28 protein-coding genes are annotated in these 23,060 nt (G+C 67.5%); 6 read left to right on the top strand and 22 right to left on the bottom strand.

The window, feature by feature from the left end:
- Positions 1–38 precede the first annotated feature (38 nt).
- The 3 genes from ABZ851_RS30065 to ABZ851_RS30075 form a co-directional block, all read right to left on the bottom strand.
- Positions 39–458 (bottom strand): hypothetical protein, encoded by a 420-nt coding sequence (locus ABZ851_RS30065; protein ID WP_361134024.1) that lies wholly within the window; start codon positions 456–458, stop codon positions 39–41.
- Entirely contained in the window at positions 455–1,273 is an 819-nt protein-coding gene (locus ABZ851_RS30070) for a sortase (protein ID WP_361134027.1), read from the bottom strand. Before ABZ851_RS30070 ends, ABZ851_RS30065 begins: the two co-directional genes overlap by 4 nt.
- Before the next feature lie 128 nt (positions 1,274–1,401).
- Entirely contained in the window at positions 1,402–2,658 is a 1,257-nt protein-coding gene (locus ABZ851_RS30075; RefSeq protein WP_361134030.1) for a prealbumin-like fold domain-containing protein, read from the bottom strand.
- A gap of 253 nt (positions 2,659–2,911) precedes the next feature.
- Between ABZ851_RS30075 and ABZ851_RS30080 the strand changes: the two genes are divergently transcribed.
- The gene (locus ABZ851_RS30080; protein ID WP_361134033.1) at positions 2,912–3,784 is read left to right on the top strand and encodes a helix-turn-helix transcriptional regulator; all 873 of its coding nucleotides are present in this window, start codon (positions 2,912–2,914) and stop codon (positions 3,782–3,784) included.
- Between the two features lie 110 nt (positions 3,785–3,894).
- Here ABZ851_RS30080 and ABZ851_RS30085 read toward each other — a convergent pair whose 3' ends face one another.
- The gene (locus ABZ851_RS30085) at positions 3,895–5,172 is read right to left on the bottom strand and encodes an MAB_1171c family putative transporter (protein WP_361134036.1); all 1,278 of its coding nucleotides are present in this window, start codon (positions 5,170–5,172) and stop codon (positions 3,895–3,897) included.
- 6 nt (positions 5,173–5,178) lie between these two features.
- On the bottom strand, positions 5,179–5,721 hold the full coding sequence (locus tag ABZ851_RS30090) for a hypothetical protein (protein ID WP_361134039.1): 543 nt from the start codon (positions 5,719–5,721) through the stop codon (positions 5,179–5,181).
- A 623-nt stretch (positions 5,722–6,344) separates the two neighbouring features.
- On the opposite strand from ABZ851_RS30090, the gene ABZ851_RS30095 reads away from it, so the two are divergent.
- The 4 genes from ABZ851_RS30095 to ABZ851_RS30110 all read left to right on the top strand — a co-directional run bounded on the left by ABZ851_RS30095 (position 6,345) and on the right by ABZ851_RS30110 (position 10,853).
- The gene (locus tag ABZ851_RS30095; RefSeq protein ID WP_361134042.1) at positions 6,345–7,355 is read left to right on the top strand and encodes a hypothetical protein; all 1,011 of its coding nucleotides are present in this window, start codon (positions 6,345–6,347) and stop codon (positions 7,353–7,355) included.
- Positions 7,356–7,824: 469 nt separating this feature from the next.
- Positions 7,825–8,958 (top strand): hypothetical protein, encoded by a 1,134-nt coding sequence (locus tag ABZ851_RS30100; RefSeq protein WP_361134045.1) that lies wholly within the window; start codon positions 7,825–7,827, stop codon positions 8,956–8,958.
- 228 nt (positions 8,959–9,186) lie between these two features.
- A complete protein-coding gene (locus ABZ851_RS30105) occupies positions 9,187–9,663 on the top strand; it encodes a DUF4334 domain-containing protein (RefSeq protein WP_361134048.1) in 477 nt (158 codons plus the stop codon).
- Between the two features lie 101 nt (positions 9,664–9,764).
- Positions 9,765–10,853: an NAD(P)-dependent alcohol dehydrogenase gene (locus tag ABZ851_RS30110; RefSeq protein ID WP_361134051.1), complete on the top strand. Its 1,089-nt coding sequence runs from the start codon at positions 9,765–9,767 to the stop codon at positions 10,851–10,853.
- A gap of 100 nt (positions 10,854–10,953) precedes the next feature.
- On the opposite strand, the gene ABZ851_RS30115 is transcribed toward ABZ851_RS30110, so the two are convergent.
- A complete protein-coding gene (locus tag ABZ851_RS30115) occupies positions 10,954–11,400 on the bottom strand; it encodes a hypothetical protein (protein ID WP_361134054.1) in 447 nt (148 codons plus the stop codon).
- A gap of 367 nt (positions 11,401–11,767) precedes the next feature.
- Between ABZ851_RS30115 and ABZ851_RS30120 the strand changes: the two genes are divergently transcribed.
- Positions 11,768–12,436: a ScbR family autoregulator-binding transcription factor gene (locus ABZ851_RS30120; protein WP_361134056.1), complete on the top strand. Its 669-nt coding sequence runs from the start codon at positions 11,768–11,770 to the stop codon at positions 12,434–12,436.
- 76 nt (positions 12,437–12,512) lie between these two features.
- Here ABZ851_RS30120 and ABZ851_RS30125 read toward each other — a convergent pair whose 3' ends face one another.
- From ABZ851_RS30125 to ABZ851_RS30200, 16 genes are all read right to left on the bottom strand, one after another.
- Positions 12,513–12,926, bottom strand: a complete 414-nt coding sequence (locus tag ABZ851_RS30125; RefSeq protein ID WP_361134059.1) for a hypothetical protein — start codon at positions 12,924–12,926, stop codon at positions 12,513–12,515.
- Positions 12,927–12,978: 52 nt separating this feature from the next.
- Positions 12,979–13,239, bottom strand: coding sequence for a hypothetical protein (locus ABZ851_RS30130; RefSeq protein WP_361134062.1), 261 nt, complete (start codon positions 13,237–13,239; stop codon positions 12,979–12,981).
- Positions 13,236–13,646, bottom strand: a complete 411-nt coding sequence (locus ABZ851_RS30135) for a hypothetical protein (protein ID WP_361134065.1) — start codon at positions 13,644–13,646, stop codon at positions 13,236–13,238. The genes ABZ851_RS30130 and ABZ851_RS30135 overlap by 4 nt, the downstream gene beginning before the upstream one ends.
- Positions 13,643–14,299 (bottom strand): hypothetical protein, encoded by a 657-nt coding sequence (locus tag ABZ851_RS30140; RefSeq protein WP_361134068.1) that lies wholly within the window; start codon positions 14,297–14,299, stop codon positions 13,643–13,645. Before ABZ851_RS30140 ends, ABZ851_RS30135 begins: the two co-directional genes overlap by 4 nt.
- 203 nt (positions 14,300–14,502) lie before the next feature.
- Positions 14,503–15,090 (bottom strand): hypothetical protein, encoded by a 588-nt coding sequence (locus ABZ851_RS30145; protein ID WP_361134071.1) that lies wholly within the window; start codon positions 15,088–15,090, stop codon positions 14,503–14,505.
- 68 nt (positions 15,091–15,158) lie between these two features.
- Complete coding sequence (locus tag ABZ851_RS30150) at positions 15,159–15,410, bottom strand: hypothetical protein (protein WP_361134074.1); 252 nt, start codon at positions 15,408–15,410, stop codon at positions 15,159–15,161.
- 14 nt (positions 15,411–15,424) lie between these two features.
- Positions 15,425–15,613: a hypothetical protein gene (locus ABZ851_RS30155; RefSeq protein ID WP_361134078.1), complete on the bottom strand. Its 189-nt coding sequence runs from the start codon at positions 15,611–15,613 to the stop codon at positions 15,425–15,427.
- A gap of 342 nt (positions 15,614–15,955) precedes the next feature.
- Entirely contained in the window at positions 15,956–16,357 is a 402-nt protein-coding gene (locus ABZ851_RS30160) for a hypothetical protein (RefSeq protein ID WP_361134081.1), read from the bottom strand.
- Positions 16,358–16,453: 96 nt separating this feature from the next.
- Entirely contained in the window at positions 16,454–17,608 is a 1,155-nt protein-coding gene (locus tag ABZ851_RS30165; RefSeq protein ID WP_361134084.1) for a hypothetical protein, read from the bottom strand.
- Between the two features lie 100 nt (positions 17,609–17,708).
- Positions 17,709–18,008: a hypothetical protein gene (locus ABZ851_RS30170; protein ID WP_361134087.1), complete on the bottom strand. Its 300-nt coding sequence runs from the start codon at positions 18,006–18,008 to the stop codon at positions 17,709–17,711.
- Positions 18,005–18,226: a hypothetical protein gene (locus ABZ851_RS30175; RefSeq protein WP_361134090.1), complete on the bottom strand. Its 222-nt coding sequence runs from the start codon at positions 18,224–18,226 to the stop codon at positions 18,005–18,007. Before ABZ851_RS30175 ends, ABZ851_RS30170 begins: the two co-directional genes overlap by 4 nt.
- Before the next feature lie 212 nt (positions 18,227–18,438).
- Positions 18,439–19,149, bottom strand: coding sequence for a hypothetical protein (locus ABZ851_RS30180; protein WP_361134093.1), 711 nt, complete (start codon positions 19,147–19,149; stop codon positions 18,439–18,441).
- A 101-nt stretch (positions 19,150–19,250) separates the two neighbouring features.
- Complete coding sequence (locus tag ABZ851_RS30185; RefSeq protein ID WP_361134096.1) at positions 19,251–19,865, bottom strand: hypothetical protein; 615 nt, start codon at positions 19,863–19,865, stop codon at positions 19,251–19,253.
- A gap of 102 nt (positions 19,866–19,967) precedes the next feature.
- Positions 19,968–20,171: a hypothetical protein gene (locus ABZ851_RS30190; RefSeq protein WP_361134099.1), complete on the bottom strand. Its 204-nt coding sequence runs from the start codon at positions 20,169–20,171 to the stop codon at positions 19,968–19,970.
- A gap of 53 nt (positions 20,172–20,224) precedes the next feature.
- Positions 20,225–20,527, bottom strand: coding sequence for a hypothetical protein (locus ABZ851_RS30195; RefSeq protein ID WP_361134102.1), 303 nt, complete (start codon positions 20,525–20,527; stop codon positions 20,225–20,227).
- 7 nt (positions 20,528–20,534) lie between these two features.
- On the bottom strand, positions 20,535–22,994 hold the full coding sequence (locus tag ABZ851_RS30200; RefSeq protein ID WP_361134105.1) for a DNA translocase FtsK: 2,460 nt from the start codon (positions 22,992–22,994) through the stop codon (positions 20,535–20,537).
- Between the last annotated feature and the right edge of the window lie 66 nt (positions 22,995–23,060).

Below are 23,060 nucleotides of genomic sequence, written 5' to 3' on the forward strand. Positions count from 1 at the left end.
GGAGGTCGGGCCGCGGTGGGCGGCTCAGGGAGGGCTTGTCAGACGCAGAGGAGCGAGAGCTGTTCTGGTACGGCGAGGGCGGCCGCGTGCATCTCGGGCGGAGTCTCGGGCGGCCTTTGCGTGGTGGTCTGGCTCACTGGGACGTCTTCAGGTTCAGCGGGTTCGGGCAACGCCTCCTGGTGGGGCTCGATCACGCGGACGCGCGCCGGCCGTCGCCGCCGCGGCTCACGCATCACGTTGCGGGGCACAGCCGGATTGCGGGATTCCTCGCTGACGAGTTCGGCGAGACGGTGGATGTGCGCCCAGCTCAGCTTGGTGCGCCGCCGGATGGAGGTCAGCGGGACCTTCTCGACGAGCATGCGCAAGGCGGCAAGCTCGGCGTGGGCATGTCCTTCTTGGTACGACGGCCAGGCGACAGCCGGCTGGATGGTCGCCTTGTCCGCCTCGTCATTGGTCATTTCGCACCGCCCCTCGCAGAGGTGAGGTTGGCTTCAACGATGACGCGCTTGGTGTGGCCGGTGGCCGGCCAGCAGGTCACGAGAGTGAGCTTGGCCGTCGTCGGGACGGCGTTGGGCTTGTCAGGCACGGGCAGGAGGACGTCGACGTTGGTGGGAGGGACGATGCGGACCCGGGCGACGGTGTACGTGTAGGTCGTCCGGTTGGCAGTGGTGACCTTGATCGCCGATCCCGGCTTGACGCGGTCGATGTTGCGGAAGGGCGGGTTCGTCACCCCGCTGCGGTGGCCGGCAAGCGCGAAGTTGCCGAGCTCGCCGGGGTTGGCCGAGCCGTCGAAGTGCCCTATGCCTGAGCGCAGTTGCTTGACGCCGGCTCCTTCGTACACCGGCTGGGCCCAGGACGTACCGAGCGCGGGGATGCGCAGCACTTCGTTGATGTGGCCGCCGGCGCCGATGTCGGGAGTGCCGCTGACGGCGTGCGTGCTGTCGCCGGCGGGGTTGTGCCGGCTCCAGCTGCGGAGCGTCTTGCTGGCCTGGCCGGTCGCCTTGTCAGTGTGGTCCGGTGCTTTCCGGGAGGAGGGCTGAGAAGTCTTGAGCGAGTCCTGGGCCGAGGTGCTGGGCCGCTTGACTGCTGCGGTCTTGGTCTCGGCGGAGGCAGGTTGGGTGCCGTTGCTCCAGCGCACGCCGGTGAGGCCGATCGCGACGGCGGTTGCGACGGCCGCGCCGATCAGGATGTTGCGACGGGCGCGGGAGTTTTGACCGGCTTCGCTGGAGGAGGTGGACTCGGCGGCGTCGGCGGCAGGAGGGTTTTCAGGCATGGGAATCCGTCCAGCGGTGAGATCGGCCGAGTGATCTCGGCTGTGAGGACAGCGGCGGGGCGGGAGGTGCTGGGGGCACGGTCACCGCCCCGCGGCTGTTACATCCGGCGGCGCGCCAGGTGTGAGTGTCAGGCGCCGGTCTGCGGCAGAACGTTGCCGGGCAGGTGCACCGCGTGGCCCTGGGGGGCCGTCCCCTTCGGGATCTTGACGTCGGTGACCGAGACGTTGGTCGCGGCGAAGTCGCCGACGCTCACCCGCTTGTCAGGGGCGAGCTGGTAGCCCTCAGCGGCGCGAATCTCGTGCACCGTGTACGAGCCAGGATTCAGGCCCTTCACCTGCCACACGCCCTGACGGTCGGTCGTGCCCTTGGCCACAACGGCCCCGCGGTGGTCCTTGATCTCGAACTGCACGCCGGCCATGACCTTGTGGCTGTCGGCTGCGGTCTTGATCACCTTCAGACCGCCGTGTGCACTGCTGACCTTGGCGTGGGCCGTGGCCTGAGCGCTGGATCGTCCGCCGGTGACCACGATGCGCTGCGCGCCCGGGTTGCTGGGGATCTGCGCGCGCAGGGTGTAGGCCGGCAGGGTCTTGGCGACTGCCTTGACGGTCGCCTCGCCCTTCTTGGGGGCGGTGATCGTCGTGGTCGCGGTGCCGGTCGGGCCGGTCGAAATCTTCTCGGCTCCGGTGGCGCCGGACAGGTCCAGCTTCACGTTGCTGATCTTGTGGCCGGCCGCGGAGGTGACGTCGACCTGGACGCGGGCCTTCGCGCCCGGCTTCAGGCTGTCCGGCATGTGCAGGTTGACCTTGTACGGGCCGGCGTAGCGGTCGGCGAGCTTCATGTACTGGACGGCGAGGCGCTTCGCCGCCGGCGAGACGTTGCGGTAGGACAGGCGCTGCAGGGCCCGCTGGCCGTTGGGCAGTGCGTAGGTAGTGCCCGGGTTGAGGTAGCTGGTGATTGCTGCGTCGGCGGCCGCTGCCTGTGCGTCGGTCGGCTGACGCAGATCGCTCAAAATCAAGGCGGCGCGGGCGATGTTGGCTGCCGGGACCTTTGCGCCGGTGGCCTTCGACTTCCAGCTGCTGAACTGCGTGATCGGGCTGTAGTGACCGCCCGCGGCGGGGCCGGGCAGGGTCGGGTCAGCGCAGTAGCCGTGGAAGCGCGCGTTGGGGAAGAGCGAGCCGGGCTTGCCAAAGGCGCCGAGGTGAGAGGCGCCGGGCTTGCCGTGGCTGTCCGGTATCGAGTAGCCCGGGCCGTACTTGTCCGCAGCGAGCGCGCTCGGCGCCGCAACCAGGCCCGCGCCCAGCGCAACCGCCGTAGTGCCAAGCAGAAGGGCTGAACGAAATCGGCGACCTGGGTGCGCGCGGCGGGGTGATGATGACAAACTCATGCACGTCTCCATTCGGGATGAGAGCCGGACCCGGCCAGCTACTGGCCTCGCAAACCTCGTGCTCGCCGGGTCCGGCGGCCCCGCGCCTGGGGGTGGGCGCGGAGCGATCTGGGTGAGAAACTGCTGGCAGAGCAACCAAGAGGGTGTCGTGCCAGACCATCGCTCGATCACGAAACTAACGTATGTGTTTCCTGTGATCAAGCGAGTGGCTAGGGTTCTTCCTGCCGCCACCCCCAGCAGTGCAGGAGCCCAGGTGCCACGCAGATTCGACTACGAGCTCGTCGAGACCATCCGTCGACGCCAGCGCGTCCAAAAGCAAACGTTGGCTGAACGGTTGGGCTACGCGACACACAGCATGGTCAGCAAGATGCTGGCTGGCGAGGTGACCCCTGCACCGGAGCAGATTCCCGCCTGGGCGGACGCCTTGGGCGTGGACATCGACGAGGTCTTCCCTCATCTCGACGACGACGGCAATCCCGTTGAGCCCAACCTGCAGGATCTGCGGTGCGACATGGGCATCAAGATGAAGATGATTCCCGAGATCCTCGGGACATCCAGCCCTGTCCCGGTCCGCAAGGCCGAGAACGGCAAGAAGCGGCTCGACCAGGTCTACGCGGAACTGCTGGCTCCCGCGTACGGGGTGTCCGTGGAGGAGCTGCGTGCTGCGGAGGACCGGTCGTTCGGCGATCGCGAGCAGCCTGTGATGCCGTCCACCCTCGCCGGGAAGATCACGTATCAGCTTGAGCGCATGCCGGCGGATGCCCGCCCGACTGATGCGGATATCGCCGCGGCGGTCAACGCGCGGGCGGGAAGGCCTTTGATCGTCCCGGACCAGGCGCTCGCGCTGCGCACGGGGGCGATGTCTCAGAAGGACATCCTGGATCAGGTTCCGGAGTCGATCCTGCACCAAGGTCTGGCTGACGTCTTCGACGTCCCGGCGGTCACGTTCCAGTCGAGCGACGAAATGGTTGAACACCTCGTCGAGGTGGTCCAGGCCCTGGCTGGACAGGGCAACTTCGAGTTGCAGGCCCGCGGTGGCGAGAGGGGCATCTCCCCTCGCATGGCCGCCAAACTCAAGGAACTGGCGGCCGTGGTCAAATCCGAATCCCGCCCGAAGCGGGGCTGATAGGGCCGGACGCCCCCGCGCAGCCAGCCAGCTCAGCTGATGCCGCCTCCGAGGCCGGGCAGGACAGATGTGCGCCCGGCCCTCTTTGCTGCTGCGGGGACGTCCATCCGTCACGCCTCTGCCGCTGCTGTCAGGAGCAGACTCCACGCCTCGGCAGGAGTGATAGCGGTGTACTGCGCCTGCACCTGCCGCCACCACCGGGCCTCCGCTTCAACACTGACGTGTGGCTTGCGCGGCAGAGGATCCGAGGGCGTCGCCCTGTACGTGCCGAGTGCGAAGCCGGCCAGGGCCGCTCGGATGTAGATGGCCTCGGCTACTGCCTGGGGGTTGGGGCGTTCTTCCTCGGGCAGTTCCTCTTCCATGGTGGCGGCGTAGTCCTCGGCGTGCTCAAAGAGGTCCGGTGGGGCGTAGTGGCGGAGTTGTTCCATCGCGTCGGCGATCGCGTGGATCCTGAATCCGAGCCTGACATCGATCGGCATCGACCAGTCGAAGAATTTCCGCAGCACGGGGACTGAGGCCAGAGCGCTGCGACGCCGGAGGCTGCCTTCGAAGGCCACGTCGGGGAAACAGGCGATGAGGTCGTGGTGGAGCGTTTTCAGGTCCTTGAGGAGGCGTGAGCTGGTCCAGCGTCCCGCCGCCACGTTGCTTGTCGGAATGCTGCATCCGGCAGCGAAGGTGATGAACATGACCAGCTGGATCCCAGCGGTGATGTGAGCGACCGAGGAACCGTAGGCGCGAAGGCTGGGGAAGGCGACGGCGCCCCACATGTAAATCACGCGAATCACGATGTATACCGATCCGAGGACCATCGCGGTGGCCAGCACCGCCAGGCCGACGCGCAGGGGGCGCGAGGACGACAGGCGGGCGGCGCTGGCCCATTGGTAGCCGCACACCAGGCAGCTGGATCCCAGCCAGACGTAAAAAATCGTCAGGTACGCGGCGGCGCCGGGTTGGCCTACGTGCTCGGCCACGAAGTCGCTGGTGGAGTGGCTGCGGTCCACGAGGGTGAGGAACGCTGCCGTCAATCCGAGGGCGAACACGGCCGCGGTAGCCGGGGCCACACGTGCCAGCCGGACTGTCAGCACCACCGGACGGGGCGCAGAGTCGTCGATCCTTCCGTAGCCGGCCGCGACGTAAATGATGATGCACATGACGGCGGCCGAGCCGGCGTAGTGCTCCAGGAGCACAGCCAAGTCCGTGACCGGTATGTGCGACAACCAGTCCGCCACGATGGGCGTTTTGGGCCACAGGGCAGCGGCGTAGCCGGCATAGCAGGCGCACAGTGCCCTGCGCTGCGTGTCTCCCCAGCGCAGGGCCGCCGGTGCGCGCCACAGTGCGACGCCGGTCATGAGCAGTGCTGCGAGGTAGTCGAAAAAGCCGGTTTGCATGGAGTCCTAACTGCGGTCGCGCCGCGGCGGAGCGACGGGATGGCAGAGCGTGCGTTCGAGCTGGCTCACAAGGTCGTCTCCGGCTGGGCGGCACTGCCCTCGCCGGCGTCCGATGATGAAAGCGCCCATTTCGGCCTCCTGCTCCTGGAGGTCCTCGTACCGGGAGGAGCGTGCTTGGAAGACCGCTTCGTCGGCGAACTGCTTGATGAGCTGGTGGACCCCAGCAGGAACGAGGCGCTTCAGCTCGTCCGGGGAGAGGTCGGTGGTGTGTTCGAGCCACTCGTGTGTGAGCTCGTGAAAGATCACATGCTGGTCTTGGATGGGACTCGATCTGCGGCGGTAGAGCACGAAGGTGCGGTCGGGGGTTTTGACACGGAGTCCGCAGGCTGTGCGCATGTCGCCGTCGTCGTCGATGGGCACCAGGCTGATCGTGCGGCCCCGGCGTTCACTGATGGCGGCGACCAGGCCGTCCAGGGTGAACGGGTCCGGCATTGGAAGGTCGTCGAGGCGCTTCTCGCACGACCGGCGCAGCTTCCTTACCTCGAACACGTCGAGCCCCTCACGTTCGGGGCCACCGTGCCTGCTGAGGCCGGGGCAACGTGCCGCCCGCGCTGAGCGAAGGTGCGCCAAGTCCGTCCCGGGACGCACATCACACAACCGCTGGAGGGCTCCCCGGGCAGGTGACCGGAGGTTCGGCCCTGTGCGCACATCCCGGTGCAATTTATAGCAGAAATACCAATCGGAACGTTACTGACCGTCACGTGCTTCACCGTTTGACACCTTTTGGCCGCAGTTTCGACACCCCCGTGAACTCCGTCAGGGGTGACTGACGGAGTCGCGTCCGGTCGAAGATAGAGTTCCTCGTCCGGCGAGAAACACAAGGTCAGGGCAGTGTCAGCGACAGGGATCGACTTCCGGCATCCACCCCATCGGGGTGATGGAGCGATGCCGCGCGGGTGCCTTCTTTGCGCATTTCGGGCACTCGGTGAAGCCTTCCGCGTAGCGCCGCGATCACACATGGTTACCACTTGCCCCCCGTTCGTCTGCGTGCCAGCGCGTATGCGTATCAGCGACCTGGCGGCCCGATTGTCATATGCCTCCCTCCTCGATTTATAGGGCGATCGATCGCACCTGATTGAAAACCCAACAAACCGTCGGTTTGGTTTTTTTCTATGGAGGACCACGTCGTGCCGGACATGGAGCTCGTCAGCAGGATCCTGAGCGCAGCCCGTATGCGAACGAAGGCGACCAACTTCCCGGAACTCGGTGCCCTGCGCATGCAGGCCGGCCTTTCCCAGGACCGCACCCAGGCGCTGCGCCCCTACCTCCTCCAGCAGGAAGTCAGCCTCCTGCTGGGGCACATCCACTCCCGGACGGACTGGTACAAAAAACTGGAGGGCGGCCGCATCACCCAGCCGGACAGGCGCGAGCTGCGCCGGGTCAGCCGGCTGCTGGATCTGAGCTGGCGTGAGTTCGAGGCACTCCACATCGCACTGTTCGGCAGCAGGACCATGCAGCCGCATCGGCAGGACGCCGGCCTAGCGGTGGCTCCTGCTTGGAATCGCGTCTTGCACAGCAGCCCGATGCCGGCCTACATCAGCAACCGCAGCTGGGACGTTTGCGCCTTCAACGCCGCAGCGGATGAGCTCTTCGGCGGTATGCCGGACAACATACTCAGGAGCCTATTCGGCCTCCCTCATGGTCGGCACAAGGACTCAACCCAGCCCGACCCGAAGCGACCGTGGGGCGAACGCGCTCTGGAACAGCTGGAGATGCTGGACCTGCCGCCACAGCCCTACCAGCGGCGCCACATGCCCGACTGGGGATGGACCTGGGGCCGAGCCGGAGCAGCCGGCCTGCGGAGCGGGTTGGCCGACCACCCCGACGACCCGATCCTGCTGAAGATCCACGCCGAAGTGCGGCAAGACCCCGAGCTCCTGGACCTGTACGAAGGGCCGGTCATCGCAGGTGCCGGTGCCGAGGATCGCAACTCCCACCCTGACGGCACACGCCGATTGATGTACCACGCCGGCCGGGACGAGGTCGGGGTCATGGAAGGCGCGGTCTCCGAACCTCTCGGCGCGCCGGGGGCCCGAGTGGTCTTCATGGAATGGCGGCCGTTGGAACAGGCCAGCGGAATCTGCTCATCCGACTGTGCGATGTACCACATTCATGGGTCCTGAACAGGACCGACAATGCCTCCATGATCTCTGCACAACTCACGCCATCGAGAGCCGTCACCACCGAGGCCCCAAGGGGCCTGTCCTGGAGACCAGGCGATCGGCCGGCGGGGGGGTCCGCACTTCCGTAACGATGTACGGGCTCCCCATGCGGTAGCCCAGGAGAGCCTGTCACTGCGCACTGTGCGCAGGTGAGGGGAGGACCGTGCTCAGCAGGCAGGCTGCACGGTTCGTTCCAGTCACCTGATGTTCGCCAACGCCTCTGTCCTGTCGAGGCGTTGCTGACGCTCCCTCCTGTAGCCCTGCCTCATCCAAATCCAGACACGTTCGAGATCGCGTCGGCCCCCCTGACCACCCTCACCCGACTGTGGCGCACCCACGGGCGACCACACGACCGTCGCGATCGACTACGCGAGGCGACCTGCGTGCCAGGGGCACCCGGGCTCCGCCTCGCCGCGGCAAGGAGTTCGCTGTGGCCTACGCATTTCCGCCCTCCCGGGTGTTCCCCCTCCAGAACCCCATCAGCACCACCGACATCCACAAGGAGATGGAGGTCAGTGCCAAAGACAGTCCGTTCCTGGAACGCGTCATAGCGATGGATGTGGGGGTTCGAAACCGGTACTTCGTCGAACCTCTGGAGGTCGTGGCCCGCGCCGGCAACATGGAGGAGCGCAACAAGTGGGCGAAGCGGGGCATGAGGGCCCTCGCCAAGCAAGCCGTCCTGGAGGCACTGGAGCGCGCCAGCCTCCTACCCAAGGACATCCACCACATCATCACCAGCAACTCGGTGAACCCCGGGACACCGGGCGTCGACGTCTACGCGGTCAATGAACTGGTGAAACGGGGGATGTCCCCCAGCGTCAAGCGCACGCCCGCCACCACGCTCGGCTGCGTCGGAGGAGCCCACACCCTGGGCACGGCAGCTGATTGGGCTGATACACACCCAGGAAAGAACGTCCTCGTCCTCATCCCGGAGCCCCTGAGCGCCGTCTACCAGACGGGGGGCCACGACATCAGCAAGCCACGCAAGCCCGCCTCCCTGGACAGTCTGCTCTGGCGCCTCTTTTTCGGCGACAGCGCCGCAGCATGCGTCGTGACCGCTCCCAGCAACGCACGCCACGAGCGCCCTCCGCGGGGCGCCTGCATGAGGATCGTCGACAGCTGGCAGTACGTCATCCCAGACTCCATGACCACCTACGAACTCGACCACCTCTCCGACGGCCTGCACTTTCTGTCCGAGCGCGGTGCGCAGCGGATGGTCCGCAAGCTCAAGGCGCCGCTGGAGGAGTGGCTGCCCGAGGGGTGGCGGCCTGAGACGGTGATCGGCCATCCCGGCGGACCCGCGGTGCTGCGCAACATGGCAGACATGCTGGGTTTTCCGGCTGACCCTGATGATCCGGGCAATCCCCTCAAGCTTTCCTGGAAGCGTCTGTCCGAGATCGGCAACACCGGGGGTGCCGCCGTATGTGACCTCCTGGCCGAGACCGCTGAGCACGCACCGAATCCAGGGAGCGAGACCCTGCTCCTAGCCCTCGGCCCGGGGGTCACCGGCGGTGCTGTCCGCGGACAGATGCTCGACCCGAACGACACACCAGCGGTCGCATAGCCTCACCGCTGGGCTGACCGGAGCGCTGCGGGGCTGTCGAGGAGAGATTCCGTTGACGGCCCCGCACCGAAGCCCTTGTGAGCTGCTCTTGGCCGTCGGCGCGCTCAAACAGGAACGAGAAACGGGTACGTGTTGCGCTGATGCCGCGTGTGCTCCGTGACAGGTCAACGGCCCCGCGGGCGTGACGCCCCGACAGCTAGGGTCGATCTACCTGTTGAGAGGAGCCCGATGAACGACGAGCATGCCCGCGCGCGCATTGCCGAGATCCGCGCAGCCGGCGGGGAGGTGTCCACCGCCGAACTGGATGAGCTCTGGATGGCGCTGCCGACCGTACGCCCGGAGGAGATACTCGGGGCGTGGAAGGGTAGCGCGTTCTCTACTGGCCACCCGGTGGAGGCCATGCTCACCACGGCGCAGTGGCACGGCAAACGATTCGACTCCGTCTCGGCGGTGCACCCGCTCATCTGCCGCGATGACCAGGGGGATCTGTTCTCCAACCACGAGCTGGGCAACGGTGGCGGTGCCAGCCTGTGGACCGTCGAATTTCGTGGAGAGCCAACCGCGACCATGGTCTACGATGCCCGGCCGATCCTCGACCACTTCAAGCGCATCGATGCTGAGACCCTCCTGGGCGTCATGAACGGCAAGGACGTCTTGGCCGACGGCCAGCACTTCTACTTCGTGCTTGAGCGGGAACACGACTAACCCGCCGCCGGCTCCTGCCTGGCAACCCGCGGCCGCTCTCCCGACAGCGGCCATCCATTGATCCAGGCCGCGGTCCGCGGCCACGACTCCAGGGGAAATCTGTGCGCATTCAGGCAGCCGTCGTCGAGTCCCGCGGCGGCCCCTTCACCATCCGCAACCTCGACCTCGAGGAACCGCGGCCCGACGAGGTCCTCGTCAAAATCACCGCGGCGGGCATCTGCCACACGGACCTGAGCACCCGCGCGTTCTGGCCGCGGCTGCCGATGGTGTTCGGCCACGAGGGTGCCGGCATCGTCGAAGCCGTCGGCGAGCAGGTCACCACCGTCGCCCCGGGCGACACCGTGTGCCTGAGCTACCGCAGCTGCGGCACCTGCGGGCAATGCGCCTCCGGACGCACCGCGTACTGCGATGCCGGCATCACTGCCCTGAACGCCAGCGGCACACGCACCGACGGAAGCACCGGCCTCACCCTCATGGGAGAAGGGGTCTACGGCAACTTCTTCGGGCAGAGCAGCTTCGCCACCCACGCCCTCGCCTACGAGAGCAACTGCGTCAAGATCCCCGCAGACTTCTCCCCTACCCTGGCCGCCCCCCTTGGCTGTGGCGTACAAACCGGGGCAGGCACGGTCCTCAACGTTCTGCAACCGGCCGCCGGTTCGTCGCTGGTCGTCTTCGGAGCCGGTGCTGTCGGCCTGAGCGCGGTCATGGCCGCGGTTGCCGAGGACTGCGCCGTCGTCGCCGTCGACCCGATCGCTTCCCGACGCTCCGTAGCGCGAGACCTCGGTGCCGTCGCAGCTCTCGACCCGGCTGAGGTGCCGGATGTTGCGGCAGCCGTCCGGGACATCGCCTCCGATGGACCGCACTACGCCATCGACACCACCGGTCGGTCGGCCGTGATCTCTCAGGCCATCGCAGCCCTGCGGCAGCGTGGAACGCTGGCGTTGGTGGGGATCGGCAAGTCGGCCGAGTTCGACATCATGACCGTGATGGCCAAGGGGATCCAGCTGCGCGGCGTGATCGAAGGCGACGCGGTACCCCAGAGCTTCATTCCCCAGCTCATCAAGCTCTACGAGCAAGGACGGCTCCCCGTCGAGAAGCTGATCACCACGTTCCCGTTCAGCGACATCGAGGAGGCCGCGCGGGCCGCGGCCGCCGGTGAGGTCATCAAACCGGTGCTGACCCTCAGCTGATCCTCGTCGGGCGGGCCGGCTGACGGAACCGGTCCGCCCGACGTGATTCATACCGGGCGGGGCCCTCGCTCCCTGCACGTGCATTCGACCCGAAGGTGGTCTACGAGCTGCTGGCGGCCGCCAGATTCGATGGCCGGCCTTGGCCGGCCGAGTAGCGGAGCCATTTGCCGGGCGCCGGATCGGCGACCGTGTGCAGAGGTCGAACCCTTGGATCGGAGACAGGGATCACCGGCCCGCTCGACCAGCCGATCAGCGCGCCTCCCTCGTAGAGGCCGTAGACATACCGCACAGCCTCGGCACTGCCGGCGGCTCTCGCCAGTGCGCTGGCCAGACTGGTGATCAGGTCACCTCCCCACTCACACTTCGTTACGCGGCCAACCTCGACCCAGTGATCACGGTCAGCCCCCACGAACGCGATGATCCGAGCTTCCTGGCCGGCCACCACGGTGCCGTGCCCTACCGACGGCCCCCACAGATCGAGCTCCGTGATCAGGTCGGCACGGATCAGGCGGTCGCCCTCCACGCGTAGCCACGTAATGGCGGACATCAAAATTCCCCTCTCTCCGCACATGGCTGAGCGTATTGGAACCATCCTGTGGATAGATTTTCCAATTCACCTTCACCTTCCGAGAATGGTCGAGGGTAAATCGGGGCGGTTTCTACAGATTCCGCCGTAACTATCGATGCCACATGCGATAGGAAGTGAGACTGTGGATAAAACTTCGCACGACAGCCCAAGGAAGCAGTCTAAAGATTAGTGGTTGTGCACCAGCGTTTTCCGACCGTGCAGAATGTTAAGCTCCACGCTAGGCGCAACTCACCGTCGGGAACCCGAAAGCGCGCCCCGCTTATGGGCACGGTCCGTGGCGACCTGATTGCATCACGTAAAAAGCTTGATTGACAGGAGACACATTGTGGCCCAGCGGACGGGACGCGCTCTACAACAGGATCGGGCCGTTCAGACCCGTAAGAAGATCCTGAATGCCGCTGCAGCCGTGTTTGACGAGCTCGGATACGGCCGCGCCACGATCGCCGACATCGTCCAAAGGTCTGGAATGACCAAAGGGGCGCTCTATTTTCATTTTAAGAACAAGAGCGCTATGGCGGCAGCCGTCATCACGGCACAGATTGAAGGGATGTCTGGCATCCCCCCGCACCAGCTGGCACTCCAGCAGCTCATCGATACCGGATATCTCCTCGCCTATCAGCTGAGAAAAGATCCGATTCAGCGTGGCGCGTCCCGCCTGGCCATGGAACAGGCGGCGAAGGATCTCGACACCAAGCGATCGAACGATCTATGGCTTGAACTCGTAACGGGCATCCTGACGGAAGCTCGGAGACAGGAAGAGCTGCGGACTTCCGTCAACATCGAAGAGTTGGCTTGGCACTTCGTCGCGTCGTTTTCAGGAATTCAGAATATGTCGCAAACCTACGACGGTCGGATGAAGCTTACGAGCCATCTGAAAGTGATGTGGCAGTACGTGTTGCCGTCTGTCGTCGACCCCGTGGTCCTGGCGCAGCTTGAACTCGATCCCGACCGAGGTGAGCGACTCGCGAACTCACTCTCCTCCTCCGGTAGTTAGCCGTGCCCCTACGCCTGCCCGTGGTGTCCCTGTTGCGTCTGGGACACCACGGCCACCGGTGACCAGTGGCGTGGGATCAGTCGCGAGTCGGCGCGATGTAGCGCCGCACGGCGACCATGAGGCCGAAAGCCAAGCCGACCCCGACCAGATGGAATGCGGCGAGCACCAGGCCGGAATTGCTGGTGGAGCGCCCGATGACATGGCCCGTGGCGAAGGAGGCCGACCAGACCAGCATCATCGCGGCGGCCAGTAGAAACAGTCGTAGACCCACGGGCAGCCAGCCCGGCCCTTTGGAGGGCCCGAGCCGCGAGGTGACATGTGCAAGGTGACCGGTGAGGGCCTGGTGCCGGTCGTCATACACCTTTCGGGGCCATCGCCCGCAGGAGCACTCGGCGGCGTAGCGGGCGGCACCGGCGGCCACAGAGGCGTCGTCGTCGGGGATAATCTTCGGCCGATGGTTTCCGTCGTCTATCGCGAAGCGGGCCAGCACAGCATCTCCTTCAGTTCTCGTTGGGCGTCTACGACCTCGGTGTGGTGGCGACTCATCGCGGCCGGGCGGTGCCGTGAATCGTGCGGGTGTGGATGCTCACGGCCGTCGGCTCGCCGGCGTGGAGCAGGTCCCAGCTGTCAGGGCCCGCCGGCTCCCACGTGAGGTCGTCGTCCTCGCCGTCCAGGACGTCGTCTCGGTAGGTGTCTCGTGCCTCGCGTTGGGCCAAGCCGAGATCGACGTAGAGCTTGCTGCCCTCCCAGCCGGGGTTGTCGTCGAATGCCGGCTCGAAGACCGGGTCGGGTGAACTGGTCATCGGGGGTCTTCCTCCAGGAGGCGGCGGTCGCTGGTGTGCCGGTGGATGAGCGGGAGGGAGCCGCGGCTGTAGAGCTGCGGCCACGGGGGCTCGGGCGCGCAGGTGCAGCGGGCCCGGGCGTGTATCAGCGCTTCGTCGAAGGCCCGTACGTACGGGCTCCGGGCCACGGCCCAGCGGCGCCACAGCCGTGCCACCGGCGTGCGTGCGCCAGCGACGTACCGGTCCAGGATGGGCTGCATCAACGCGCGGCCGGCCTTGAGGTGACCGGCCGCGCGGCGGGCACCGTCCGTCGCGCCAAGGCCGTACACGCTCGGCATGAAGATCAGGTCGAAGGCGCGGACGCTCTCGCGGGCCACGGCCCGCCAGGCGGCAGTCTCGTCGGGATTGGCTGCACGGTGTGGTCTCACAGCGGCCGGCCCTCCGTGTCGAGGAGTTCGCCGCTGCTGTCGCGGTGCGGAAGGTACTCCTCCTGGTCGGCTTCGGCCTCCTCGGCCCGCCGCAGGGCAAGGTACTCCTGGCGTACATACGCGCGGGTTCCTCCGTGGCAGGCCCAGTCCGGCGAGGTGACGCGGGTCGGGCCGAGGGCGTAGGCAGCGTCGTGGCGGCAGTCGAACTCCAGGAACTCGCGCGCGGCGAGGACTGCCTTGCTGCTGGCGTCGTTCACGCTCTCATCGCCGGCCTGCCCAAGGAACCAGCCGAGTTCGAGTCCATACGCGGTCTGATCCAGGAAAGCGGCCTTGCGCAGGAGGAAGTCGCGGAGCTCACGGGTGTCGACGGCCGGGCCGCGGCCGGTGAACGCTGCGGTGGAGCGTTCCTTGATGTCTTCGGCGAGGAACAGCAGCTCCAGTTCCTCGTCCACCAGGTCCAGCCCTTCGGCGGTGGCGTAGGCCTGCGTGTAATTCGGTCCCGGGCATGTGGGCGTCATGCCTGCCTCCCAGGTGAGGCCACAGAATGTACAGGTCAGCACCGCGACGCCGGTGCTGCCGTCGGAGCGATAGAGCGGCGCGGCCACCAGGTCGGTGGCGCCGCATGCGCAGCGGATGGCGGGGTTCAGCAGCATCTGCTTCTTCTCTTTCGGTCGGGCTTTTCGGCTACCGCGAGGGATGTGCGCGATGTGCTGGCAATGTCGCAGCGGGCTGATTGGTCACCGCACCGCCCTGGCCGCGGGAGCCAGGGCGGAACGGGTGACCGTCAAGACGAGCACGGTCGTTCGACCTTCACGTCGCCGACCGATGCCGGGTTGGTAGGACCGCTTCAAGCGCCTCAGCGGCCGGCTGTGTGCACGGCATCCGCCTTGAACCTCACGATCGTGAACTCGGTTCCGGGGCCGTAACTGCGCGGCTTGGCAGCCAGGAAGTCCGGCTGCTCAGCTGCGAGCCGCTGCAGCTCGTCCTCGATCCATGCAGTGGACCTCTGGAGGGCGAGGCGGTCCAGGTGGAATTCGTTGAGAGAGACCGTGACGTCCTCGGAACGCCGCTGCCGGTCCAGGATGCGTCGGATGAACTTGCGGGCCGTGGCGTCGTCCGGCCTTTCGGGCAGCGGTCCGTTCAGGGCCCGGCACTGGGCCGCGTGCTCGTTGGCTACCACCCCGGCCTCACGCGGGGAGGCGAAGTAGTTGTAGGGCCCCCCCTTTGACTTGATGCTGAACCAGCAGCCCAGGCAGGTAACCGCGTAATACGCGCCGTTGACCCCGGCATCTGCGGTGTAGACGAGAGCGATAGCGCCTGCGAGTCCCAGGAAGCGCTGAGAGACGGTCACGCCCTCGGGCGTCCAGGTCTCCGGCCGGGCCTCGCGGGCGGGGTCCGCCTGCGGATCGGTGGGGGCAGTGCGGGAGAACGGCATGAGAGTCATGGGCTTCTGCTCCTGATTGAGTCGGTCGAGTAGGCGGGTGTGAGCGCGGTTCCCGGGCCCTGCGGGGGCTAGTCGTCCCGCATGTGGGCGGGGAGCCCGTCGCGCACGGGGTCGGGGAGCTTGGACGCGTTGCGCACGTAGTCCTGGTCTGACAGTGCGGTGCTGCCCTCCAGCGCACCCCGGACCCAGGAGGTGTTCATGAGGCTTCCGGCGTCGGCGACGCGCAGCCACAGCTCGCGGACGATGGAGTTCAGCTCCGCGACTTCGGCGCGCAGGCGCTGGTTGTCGGATTCGGTGCTGGTCGGCTGCGGGGTGGCCATGGGGTGGGTTCCCTTCAGTTGTTCTGCTGGCCGAGCGGGGTGGTCATGGTGGCTTCGAAGAGTTCGGCTGCTTCGGAGCCGTCGGTGGTGCGGGTCGCGAAGCGCTCGCAGACCTCGCGGACGATTCGGCTGGTCTCCTCGGTCTTGCCGGCTTTCTTGGCGGCGATGTAGTCGCGGACGGTCTGGTGCTTCGGCTGGCTCATGCGGGTTGCCTTTCGGTGGCGTGTGGTTGGGGTGTGGGGCCTGGTCTGTTAGCTCGACCGGGCTCGCGGGGGATGGTCAGCGGGTGATGTGGTCTCCGGGAGCTAGCCACCGTCGGTGCTGTTGTTCCAGCGGTGCCCGTTCGGGCATTCCAGGGAGTGGTTGCTCAGCTTTTGGTAGGGGCCCCGGTCGTCCCAGTGGTGTGTGCCCTTCATTGCGGTGAGGCCGCAGTCCAGGTCAGGGCACATCCAGGAAGCCAATTCGTAGGCTTGCAGGGGGCGCGGCTCCGTGCGGCGCGAGGGCTCTGCCAGTCGCGCAGGGGCCCGGAGCGGTTGGTGTCGGTGTCAGGACGACGCCCGGTCCGGGTCGTGTTTGGCAACGGGGCTCGCGGGTGCCGGGACCGTGGCCTCAGCAGCCGTGGCCACGTGTCCGAGCGTGTGGCGGGTGGTGGTAGCGGCCACGGCGAGTGTCGAGCCGAGGGTCTCGTGGCCCAGCTCGATAGCGCGGTCGGCGAGGCCGACGAGGTAACTCCAGGTCTCGTGCAGCTCGTCGTGCAGGTCGATCAGGCCCGGCTGGAAGGCAGGCGCATCGGTGAGGCGGGCGGCGCCCTCGGTGTGCGTGCGGGCCCTCTTGTCCTGGGAGTTGACATGGTTCTTCGCGATGACCTCGCGGATGTCCTCGACGGATTCGTAGACCCAGGACCTGCCCATAAGACCCATGAAGAAGCGGGCGATGGAGTTCGGCACTGCTGTGTCCTCTCTGCTGTTTCGCCAGCTATCCGGCTGGCGGTGAGAAGGTGCGGCGGCCCGTCGGGGCGGCCCCACAGGCCGCCCCGACAGGGCTCAGGATTCGCTGATGTGCCCGTTGTACGACTTCGTCGTCACCTGGAGGTCGGTGCGTCCGACGACGCCGCGCAGGGTGATGGGGCCGTTGTAGCTGCGTGCGTTGATCCCATGCCTGGCGTGACGGGAGGCGGTGAGGTGGATGCCGCCGTTGTGGGTGATCAGGCGGGCGTCATTCCCGCTGTAGGTGCCGATGGTCGTGGTGCCGTTGTACGTCTCGCTGTCGATCCAGTCCTGGATAGCGTCGATCGTGCTGCCGCCGTTGCGGGTGCGGATCTTGGCCTTGCCGAGGATCCCGGCGCGCAGGTCGCCGTTGCTCGTGTTGATGTCCAGTGCGGCAAGCGGGCCGTTGACGGTGAGGTCGGCGTTACGTCCGCGCAGCTTGACGCCCGAGCCGGGCGGCAGGGTGACGTCGATTTCGATCGGGCTGGCGTTGACGGCCCTGCTGATGCCACCGGCAGTCATGTTGCCGTTCCGGTCCATGGTGAGGCCCGTCATCGTCATGCCGTCGCCCACGGAGGAAACGTTCTGGAAGACGGTTCCGCTGCCGAAGTGGCTATTGCCGATCAGAGTGGATTCCGGCTCGGGAACGGTGACCGTCAGCTGGTCGCCAGCGAGCCGGATGGTGGCGTCGCGGGCCGCCTTAGCGGAAGGGCCGGAGGTGTCCTTGGTGTGGACGCGGGCGCTGGCCACTGTGGCGGTCGGATCGATGGTGACCGTCACCTGGCCGTTGAAGCACTGGATGTCCGCCATAACAGGCCGGGCTGAGGGGGCGTCGCGCTGCTCCTCGTCGCCGCTGGCGGACTCGCCGGTGAAGAGGGTAATCAGCTCGTGGGCTGCTTCCGCAGGCAGCGAATGGGTGCGCATCAGCGCGGTGGACGGTTCCTTTCCGTGCGCAAGAGCGTGCTGGTAGGTGGTGCGGTAAGCAGGCAGCCGCTTCTCAAGGATCTTGGTGAGCAATTCGAGGGCCCAGGCCTCCCCCTGGGCCGCGACCTGCTGGAGCGCCCTCTGGAACTCGTGCGCCTGGGCCTCCTCCCCATGTACGGAGCTGGTGACGGCCAGGTAGAGGTGTACGGCCATGGCGGCCGACGTCTCCGATACGCCGAACTCGTCGACGAAGTTGGTGGTGAGGTCGCTGCGAATGTCGTTGAGCACGGGTCTTCCCCCAGAACTGAGTACCTAATGACTCTTAAGACACTACACAAGGGATTCCCCCAACGCAAGCCTTAAGAGGCGACGAGTGGGTGTCGTGGTCCTACGGCCGACTGGCCCGGTCGGCCGCAGCTTTCATGATCTTCTTGCCGTCGGGGTGGGCGTGGACGGCGGCGACGATGCTGTCCGTCCATGCCCGAAGGCCCTGGTAGCCCCGCTGGGCCGCGTCCCGCTCACTGCGGGCCGCGGCCAGTTCCTCGGCCAGGTTGGGGCAGTCGCACGAGTCGATGTCGGGATCGTGTACGCGGCCCATGCAGCCCGGCACGAGCCAACGGGTTCCATCGGGCTCGTGCACCCAGTAGCACCGCGGCTGGCCGGCGGACTTGTCGGAGCGTGCGCTCATGCGGCCTGCCTCGCGCGCCGTCGAACGAACGCGGTACCCCAGGTTGCGACGAGGATCATCCCCACGGCGCCGAGCATGACCGAGCCGTCGCGCAACAGGGCCGCGCGAACAACCTCCGTCAATGCCGCCAGGAGTGTGACTCCTGCGCCGTAGAGGACGAGTCGGATGACGATGCGCGAGAGAGCAAGCGCGAGAAGGACGCGGCAGATGAAGCACATGGTGTTCCCTTCCGCTGCGTCCGCCGCGCGGCGGTCACAGCAGGTCGTGGTGTCGGCCGGGCGGAACTGCCCGGCCTGAGACGTCGTGGATGGATCGGGGACGCACGGCGGCCGGGCGTCGAGCGGGACGTTTTACGTGCACAGAGCCTCCGACCTGACGGTAAGCAGATTGCGCTGTGGACAGATTTCGCTGTTCCCGAGTGGTTGGGGGATCAGAAGTCTGGGTGGGTGCGCGGAAGTTCGGGCGCCCTCGACGGCGTCGGGGCGAGGATGATCTGCGGCTGGCACTGGGTGTGCTGGAACACCGGAGCGGGGGTGGGGCGCGCGCCGAGTCCGCGGAGCGCGAAGGCGGAGGCAAGAGCCCATGCCATGGCTGCCAGACCGGCGGCGACGGGGCGGCCGGGGTCTGGAGTTCCGGCCCAGACCATGCCCACGGTCAGGGCGCCCCAGGTCGTCCATCCCAAGCGCAGTCCGGAGCTGCGGGTGAGGAATCCGCCAAGGAGGAAGAGAAGTCCGCTGGTGCGCCACAGGCCGTGAAGGACAGCCTGCGAGGTGGGCAGGTCCTGCGTGTGCAGGTCGAGGTAGTGCCGTACAGGCTGCTCGATCGTGGCCCATCCTTCGGTCAGGGCCTGGTGGTTCACGACGGGGGCAAGCATTCGCGTTCCTTCGTGCAGCGCGTCGCCGGCCTGGGAGAGCAGGAGCACGAGGCCGGCAGCCACAGTCGCGGCCAGGGTGGTCTTGATCCAGTTGGCCTGTCCGTGCCAGCCGGCCGAGCGGGCCTGAAGGATTTCGTCCCACCGACGGTGCAGGAAGCCCCCTGGAGCCCATGCCCGCTTCCAGTGGCGGGCTAAGGGGGTCCGCTGCTTCTTGGGTGGGGTGGGGGGTTCGGCCGGGTGCGGAGGGTTCATTTCTCGGAGGGCCATGGGTGTATCTCCTTGGTGCAGTCGGATCCGGTGAGGCCAGGCGGCCTGTCCCGCGCCCGGGGCATCGCTGATGCCCCGGGGGCGAGGCGGGTCGTCCGGCCTCAGCCGTGGAACCGGCTGCGCTTGATGATGGCCTTGCCGATGTTGACGACTGTGCTGCCGCCGGATCCGTTCTGGGTTGGCCTGCCGCAGAAGGCCAGGCACAGGACGACGACGAGCGCCGTGAGGCCCATGACGATCTGGCCGGCCGCGGCCAGGATGTCGTCCAGGAGGGCCAGCGTGGGGGCGGCGGCGCCGACTCCCACGCCGGCTAGGGCGATGCCGCCCCCGGTGGACAGGGCGATGGCGGAGTATTTCCAGACGAAGGCCGGCACCGCCGGAGCGGGTTTCGGCTCCGGTCGGGCAGGGGCGACGAGTTCGGGGTACTGCTGGGCCGACGCGAGGATCCCTCGCCTGAGCAGGACGCCCTCCTCCCGCTCGACCAGGTCGTGCACGCGCGCCATGTACCGCTCGTTGAGCAGCTGCCGCACCTCGGGCGTCATCTGTTGATAGGGCGCTGGCGGGGGGTGGTCGGTGTGGAGGTGTTCCCCGGCGAACAGCTGGGCTATCCGCAGGAGCTCGTCGTACGGGAGGCCCGCGACGGGTGTGGATGCCTCAGCTGGTGGAGCTGGAGGGGCGGGAAATGGGGCGGGGACGCTGAGGTTGCGGGTGTCCACGGGGCTCCTTGGCAGTTCGGGCAAACGAAAGACCCGCCCGGCGAGAGCCGGGCGGGTCTTCGGGACGGCCAAGTCGGCCGCCGGTGCGGGGTCAGGCGGAAGCTACTGCCAGCGAGGGGCGGCCTCGAACTCGGCGAGGGTCGGGTACTGCCTCGGCAGCTGACGGCGCTCACGTGATTCGGGCTGCTCCTGGACACCGTGCTTGCGTCCGATGAGCAGCAGTTCGGTCATCAACTCGCGGGCCTTGGAACCTGGGGCCATGAGGGCAGCGGCTTCATCCACGATGAGCAAGGGGCGTCGGTCCATGGTGTTCTCCGTTCGGTGCGGCGCCGGTGAGGGCGGTGGAGCCGGGCTGGGTGTTACCCCAGGGAGAGGAAAGCGAGAGCCAGCCCGAGAGCGCCGAGGAGGGCCTTGCCCCACCACGGGTCGGCCTGGAAGGCGCACCAGGCAGCGCCGGCCGCGGCCGCGCGAAGTGCCCACCGGGCGAGGAAGCCGAGCGGCCGTTGCTCCTGCAGGGCCCGGATGCGGGCCGTCCGGCGGTCCATCTCCTCCTGGAGGTGGGCCCGGGTGACGGGGTCCGTCTCCGAGGTGTTGCGGAAGGTCTCGCTGTAGTGGTGCCGTTCGGTTTCGAGGCGACGGATCTCCTCGTGGGCGGTTTCCACAGTCGCATCACTCTCCTGCAGCAGCGACGGCGCCGGCGGGCGCGAGCCCGAGGGCCACCAAATCGGGTTCGGCAACGCCGAGTTCAGCGGAGAGCCTACTGATGATCTCCGGCAGGTCCTGCGGGCGCACCAGGAGGTCCGGCTTCTCCCCGTCATCGGCAGGGCTGACGATGTTGCGACGCTGCAGGTATGCCATCAGGGCCTTGGCAACGTCGAAGGGGATGCGCAGCTTGCGTGACAGCATGCTCGGCGAGGCGAACTGCGTGCTGACCAGGAGTTCGACGGCCTGGAGGACGAGAGTCTCGTCGACGCCGTCGGGCAGCCGGTCGTTCTCGGCGACCGCTGGCTGCGGGTTGCCGCCGGCGGCCGGTTCGGTCCGGGCGAAGTAGCGGGTGTACTGCCCGGAGTGGTCGGCGAGGGCCTTGCCGTCCTTCGCCCAGCCGGCCAGCCAGCCGCCCACCGTGCGCGGTGCCGGCACGTTGGCGTGCTCCCCGACCCACTGTTGCAGGGCCTCGGACAGCACTGTGTGGAGCTCCTTGGGGGCGTAGCCGTCGGAGCCTGCCGCAGCGAGGAGCTCCCACCCGAGCTGTCGGGGGTCGAGCGACCGGGCCGGCCGCGGTACAGCTGCGGCCGCGGCCGCCGTCGGCGCCGGCTCGACGCCCGTCGGGGTGGCTACGGCCAGGTGCTGCGCAGGAGCGCCCCCGCTGATGTTCGCCTCGACCGCGGCGAACAGGTCGGCGGCGGCGCCGCCGAACCCCTCGTACCCCTGCGGCGCGCCCGCGGCCGGAGCGCTCGGGGCTGCAGGCGCGATCCCCTGCTCGGCGAGCAGAGCGGCGGCCGCCTCGACGATCTCGCCGGCCTCCTCGATCGCGCGCTGCGCGGCCTCGGTGAGCTGCTGCCCCTTGTACAGCACGGGCAGTGTGCGCGCCCAGCGGCCGGCGTAGGCCGCGCCCACGGGGACATCACGGGTGATCGCGTCGAGCTTGGGCCGGCGGCCGGCGGTTGCGATGCACACCTTGTCGGTGAGCTCGTCGTAGATGTAATAGCCCTTGAACGGGGTCGGCTTCTTCGGCCCGAGCCGGGTGTGCATGTTCCAGCCCGACCCGGCGACGGGGGCGTCCTTCGTGTCGACCTTGACGTAGCCCGGGAAGAGGTAGGCGACCTCCTCGGGGTCGGACACGGTCATGCCCACGCGCCACTTGGCCTGCAACTTCATGGCGGCCGAGATGACGTCCTGCGTGGCGCGCAGGCCGCAGATCAGTGTGCGTACGCGCATGGCGCGTCCTTCGTTGACGATCCGGTCGAGCATCTCCTTGACGTCGTGAGGAAGGGAGGCCGTTTCGTCGACGAGGATGACGATGGCGGGGATTTCGTGGCTGACGGGGAGCTTGTTGTCGGACTTCTTCTCCCGCATCAGCTGCTGGTAGCCGGCCTTGCGCGCGGCGATGCCCTCGATGGCCATCGTGCACATCAGTCGGGCCTCATCCTCGTCGTGGGCGATCCAGTCGACGACGGGGGCCGCCGCAGAGCCCTCGGTGGCCCACGGCGTGATCCACGGCAGGGCGACGCCGCCACCGGTGATGTCGATGGCCCAGATCATCGCGTCCGGCATGCGGGCGAGCTGGGCGGTAGCGACGCGGAGCTGGTTGGTCTTGCCGGCGTCCGTCTCCCCGACCAGAATGCCGCAGTCGTTGCACAGGGCGCCGAGGGCGTGCTCGCCGTTGCGGTGCACACCTATCGGGAAGCGGTCGACGATGCTGAGCTCGCTGAAGTCCTCCGGGTAGAGGATGTCCTGCGACATCACGTCCTGCAGGGTGACCTCAATGAGGATCGTGCCGCGGTTGGCGCCGGGGTAGATCTCCACGCCGCAGCCGTCCGCGAGCCGCATGTCCGCAGCGAACTTGCCTCCGTAGCCGTTCAGGTCGTCGGCGGTGGTGCCTCCGGGCGGGAGGTTGACCTCCACGGTGTAGCCGACCTTCTTGGGCCAGTGGGTGACGTCGACGCCGTGGCAGCCCTCGATCCGGGCGACGCGGGCGAGGCGGTCCTCCCAGTCGCGCAGGATGCCAACGGACTCCCGACGCAACTTCAGCAGGGCCTTGCGCTCCTTGCGGCTGCCTTCGCTTCTGGTGGCGCCGGCGTTGAGGGCGAATCCGATCGCGGTGAGGCTCAGGCCGGTGGCCCATTCCGTGGTGGACAGCGGCGCGGTCGCCAGCGCCCATGAGCTCCAGGCGGCCGAGGTGATCCAGGTCAGCGTGCGGGTGGCGAGGGTTGCTGTGGTGGTGCCCTGTCGGGCGTCGTAGGCGGCGCCGGCCAGTGCTGCGCCGGACAGGGTGATGGCGGCGGCCTGCCACGGCAGGCCGGTGATGGGGGCGAGCATCACCATGGACGCTGCCGTCTCGGTGGCATAGCCAAGGAGGGCAGGGTGGCCGCCGCTGGGCATTGACCAGTCCCAGTGACGCATCGACATGAACTATCTCCGTCCGGATCCAGGCGGGCGAGGGGGGAAGACGTGGGCGCCCCGCACGCTCGGTGC

This window comes from Streptomyces sp. NPDC047049 (assembly GCF_040643995.1).
In the GTDB taxonomy this organism is placed as follows: Bacteria; Actinomycetota; Actinomycetes; order Streptomycetales; family Streptomycetaceae; genus Streptomyces; species Streptomyces mooreae.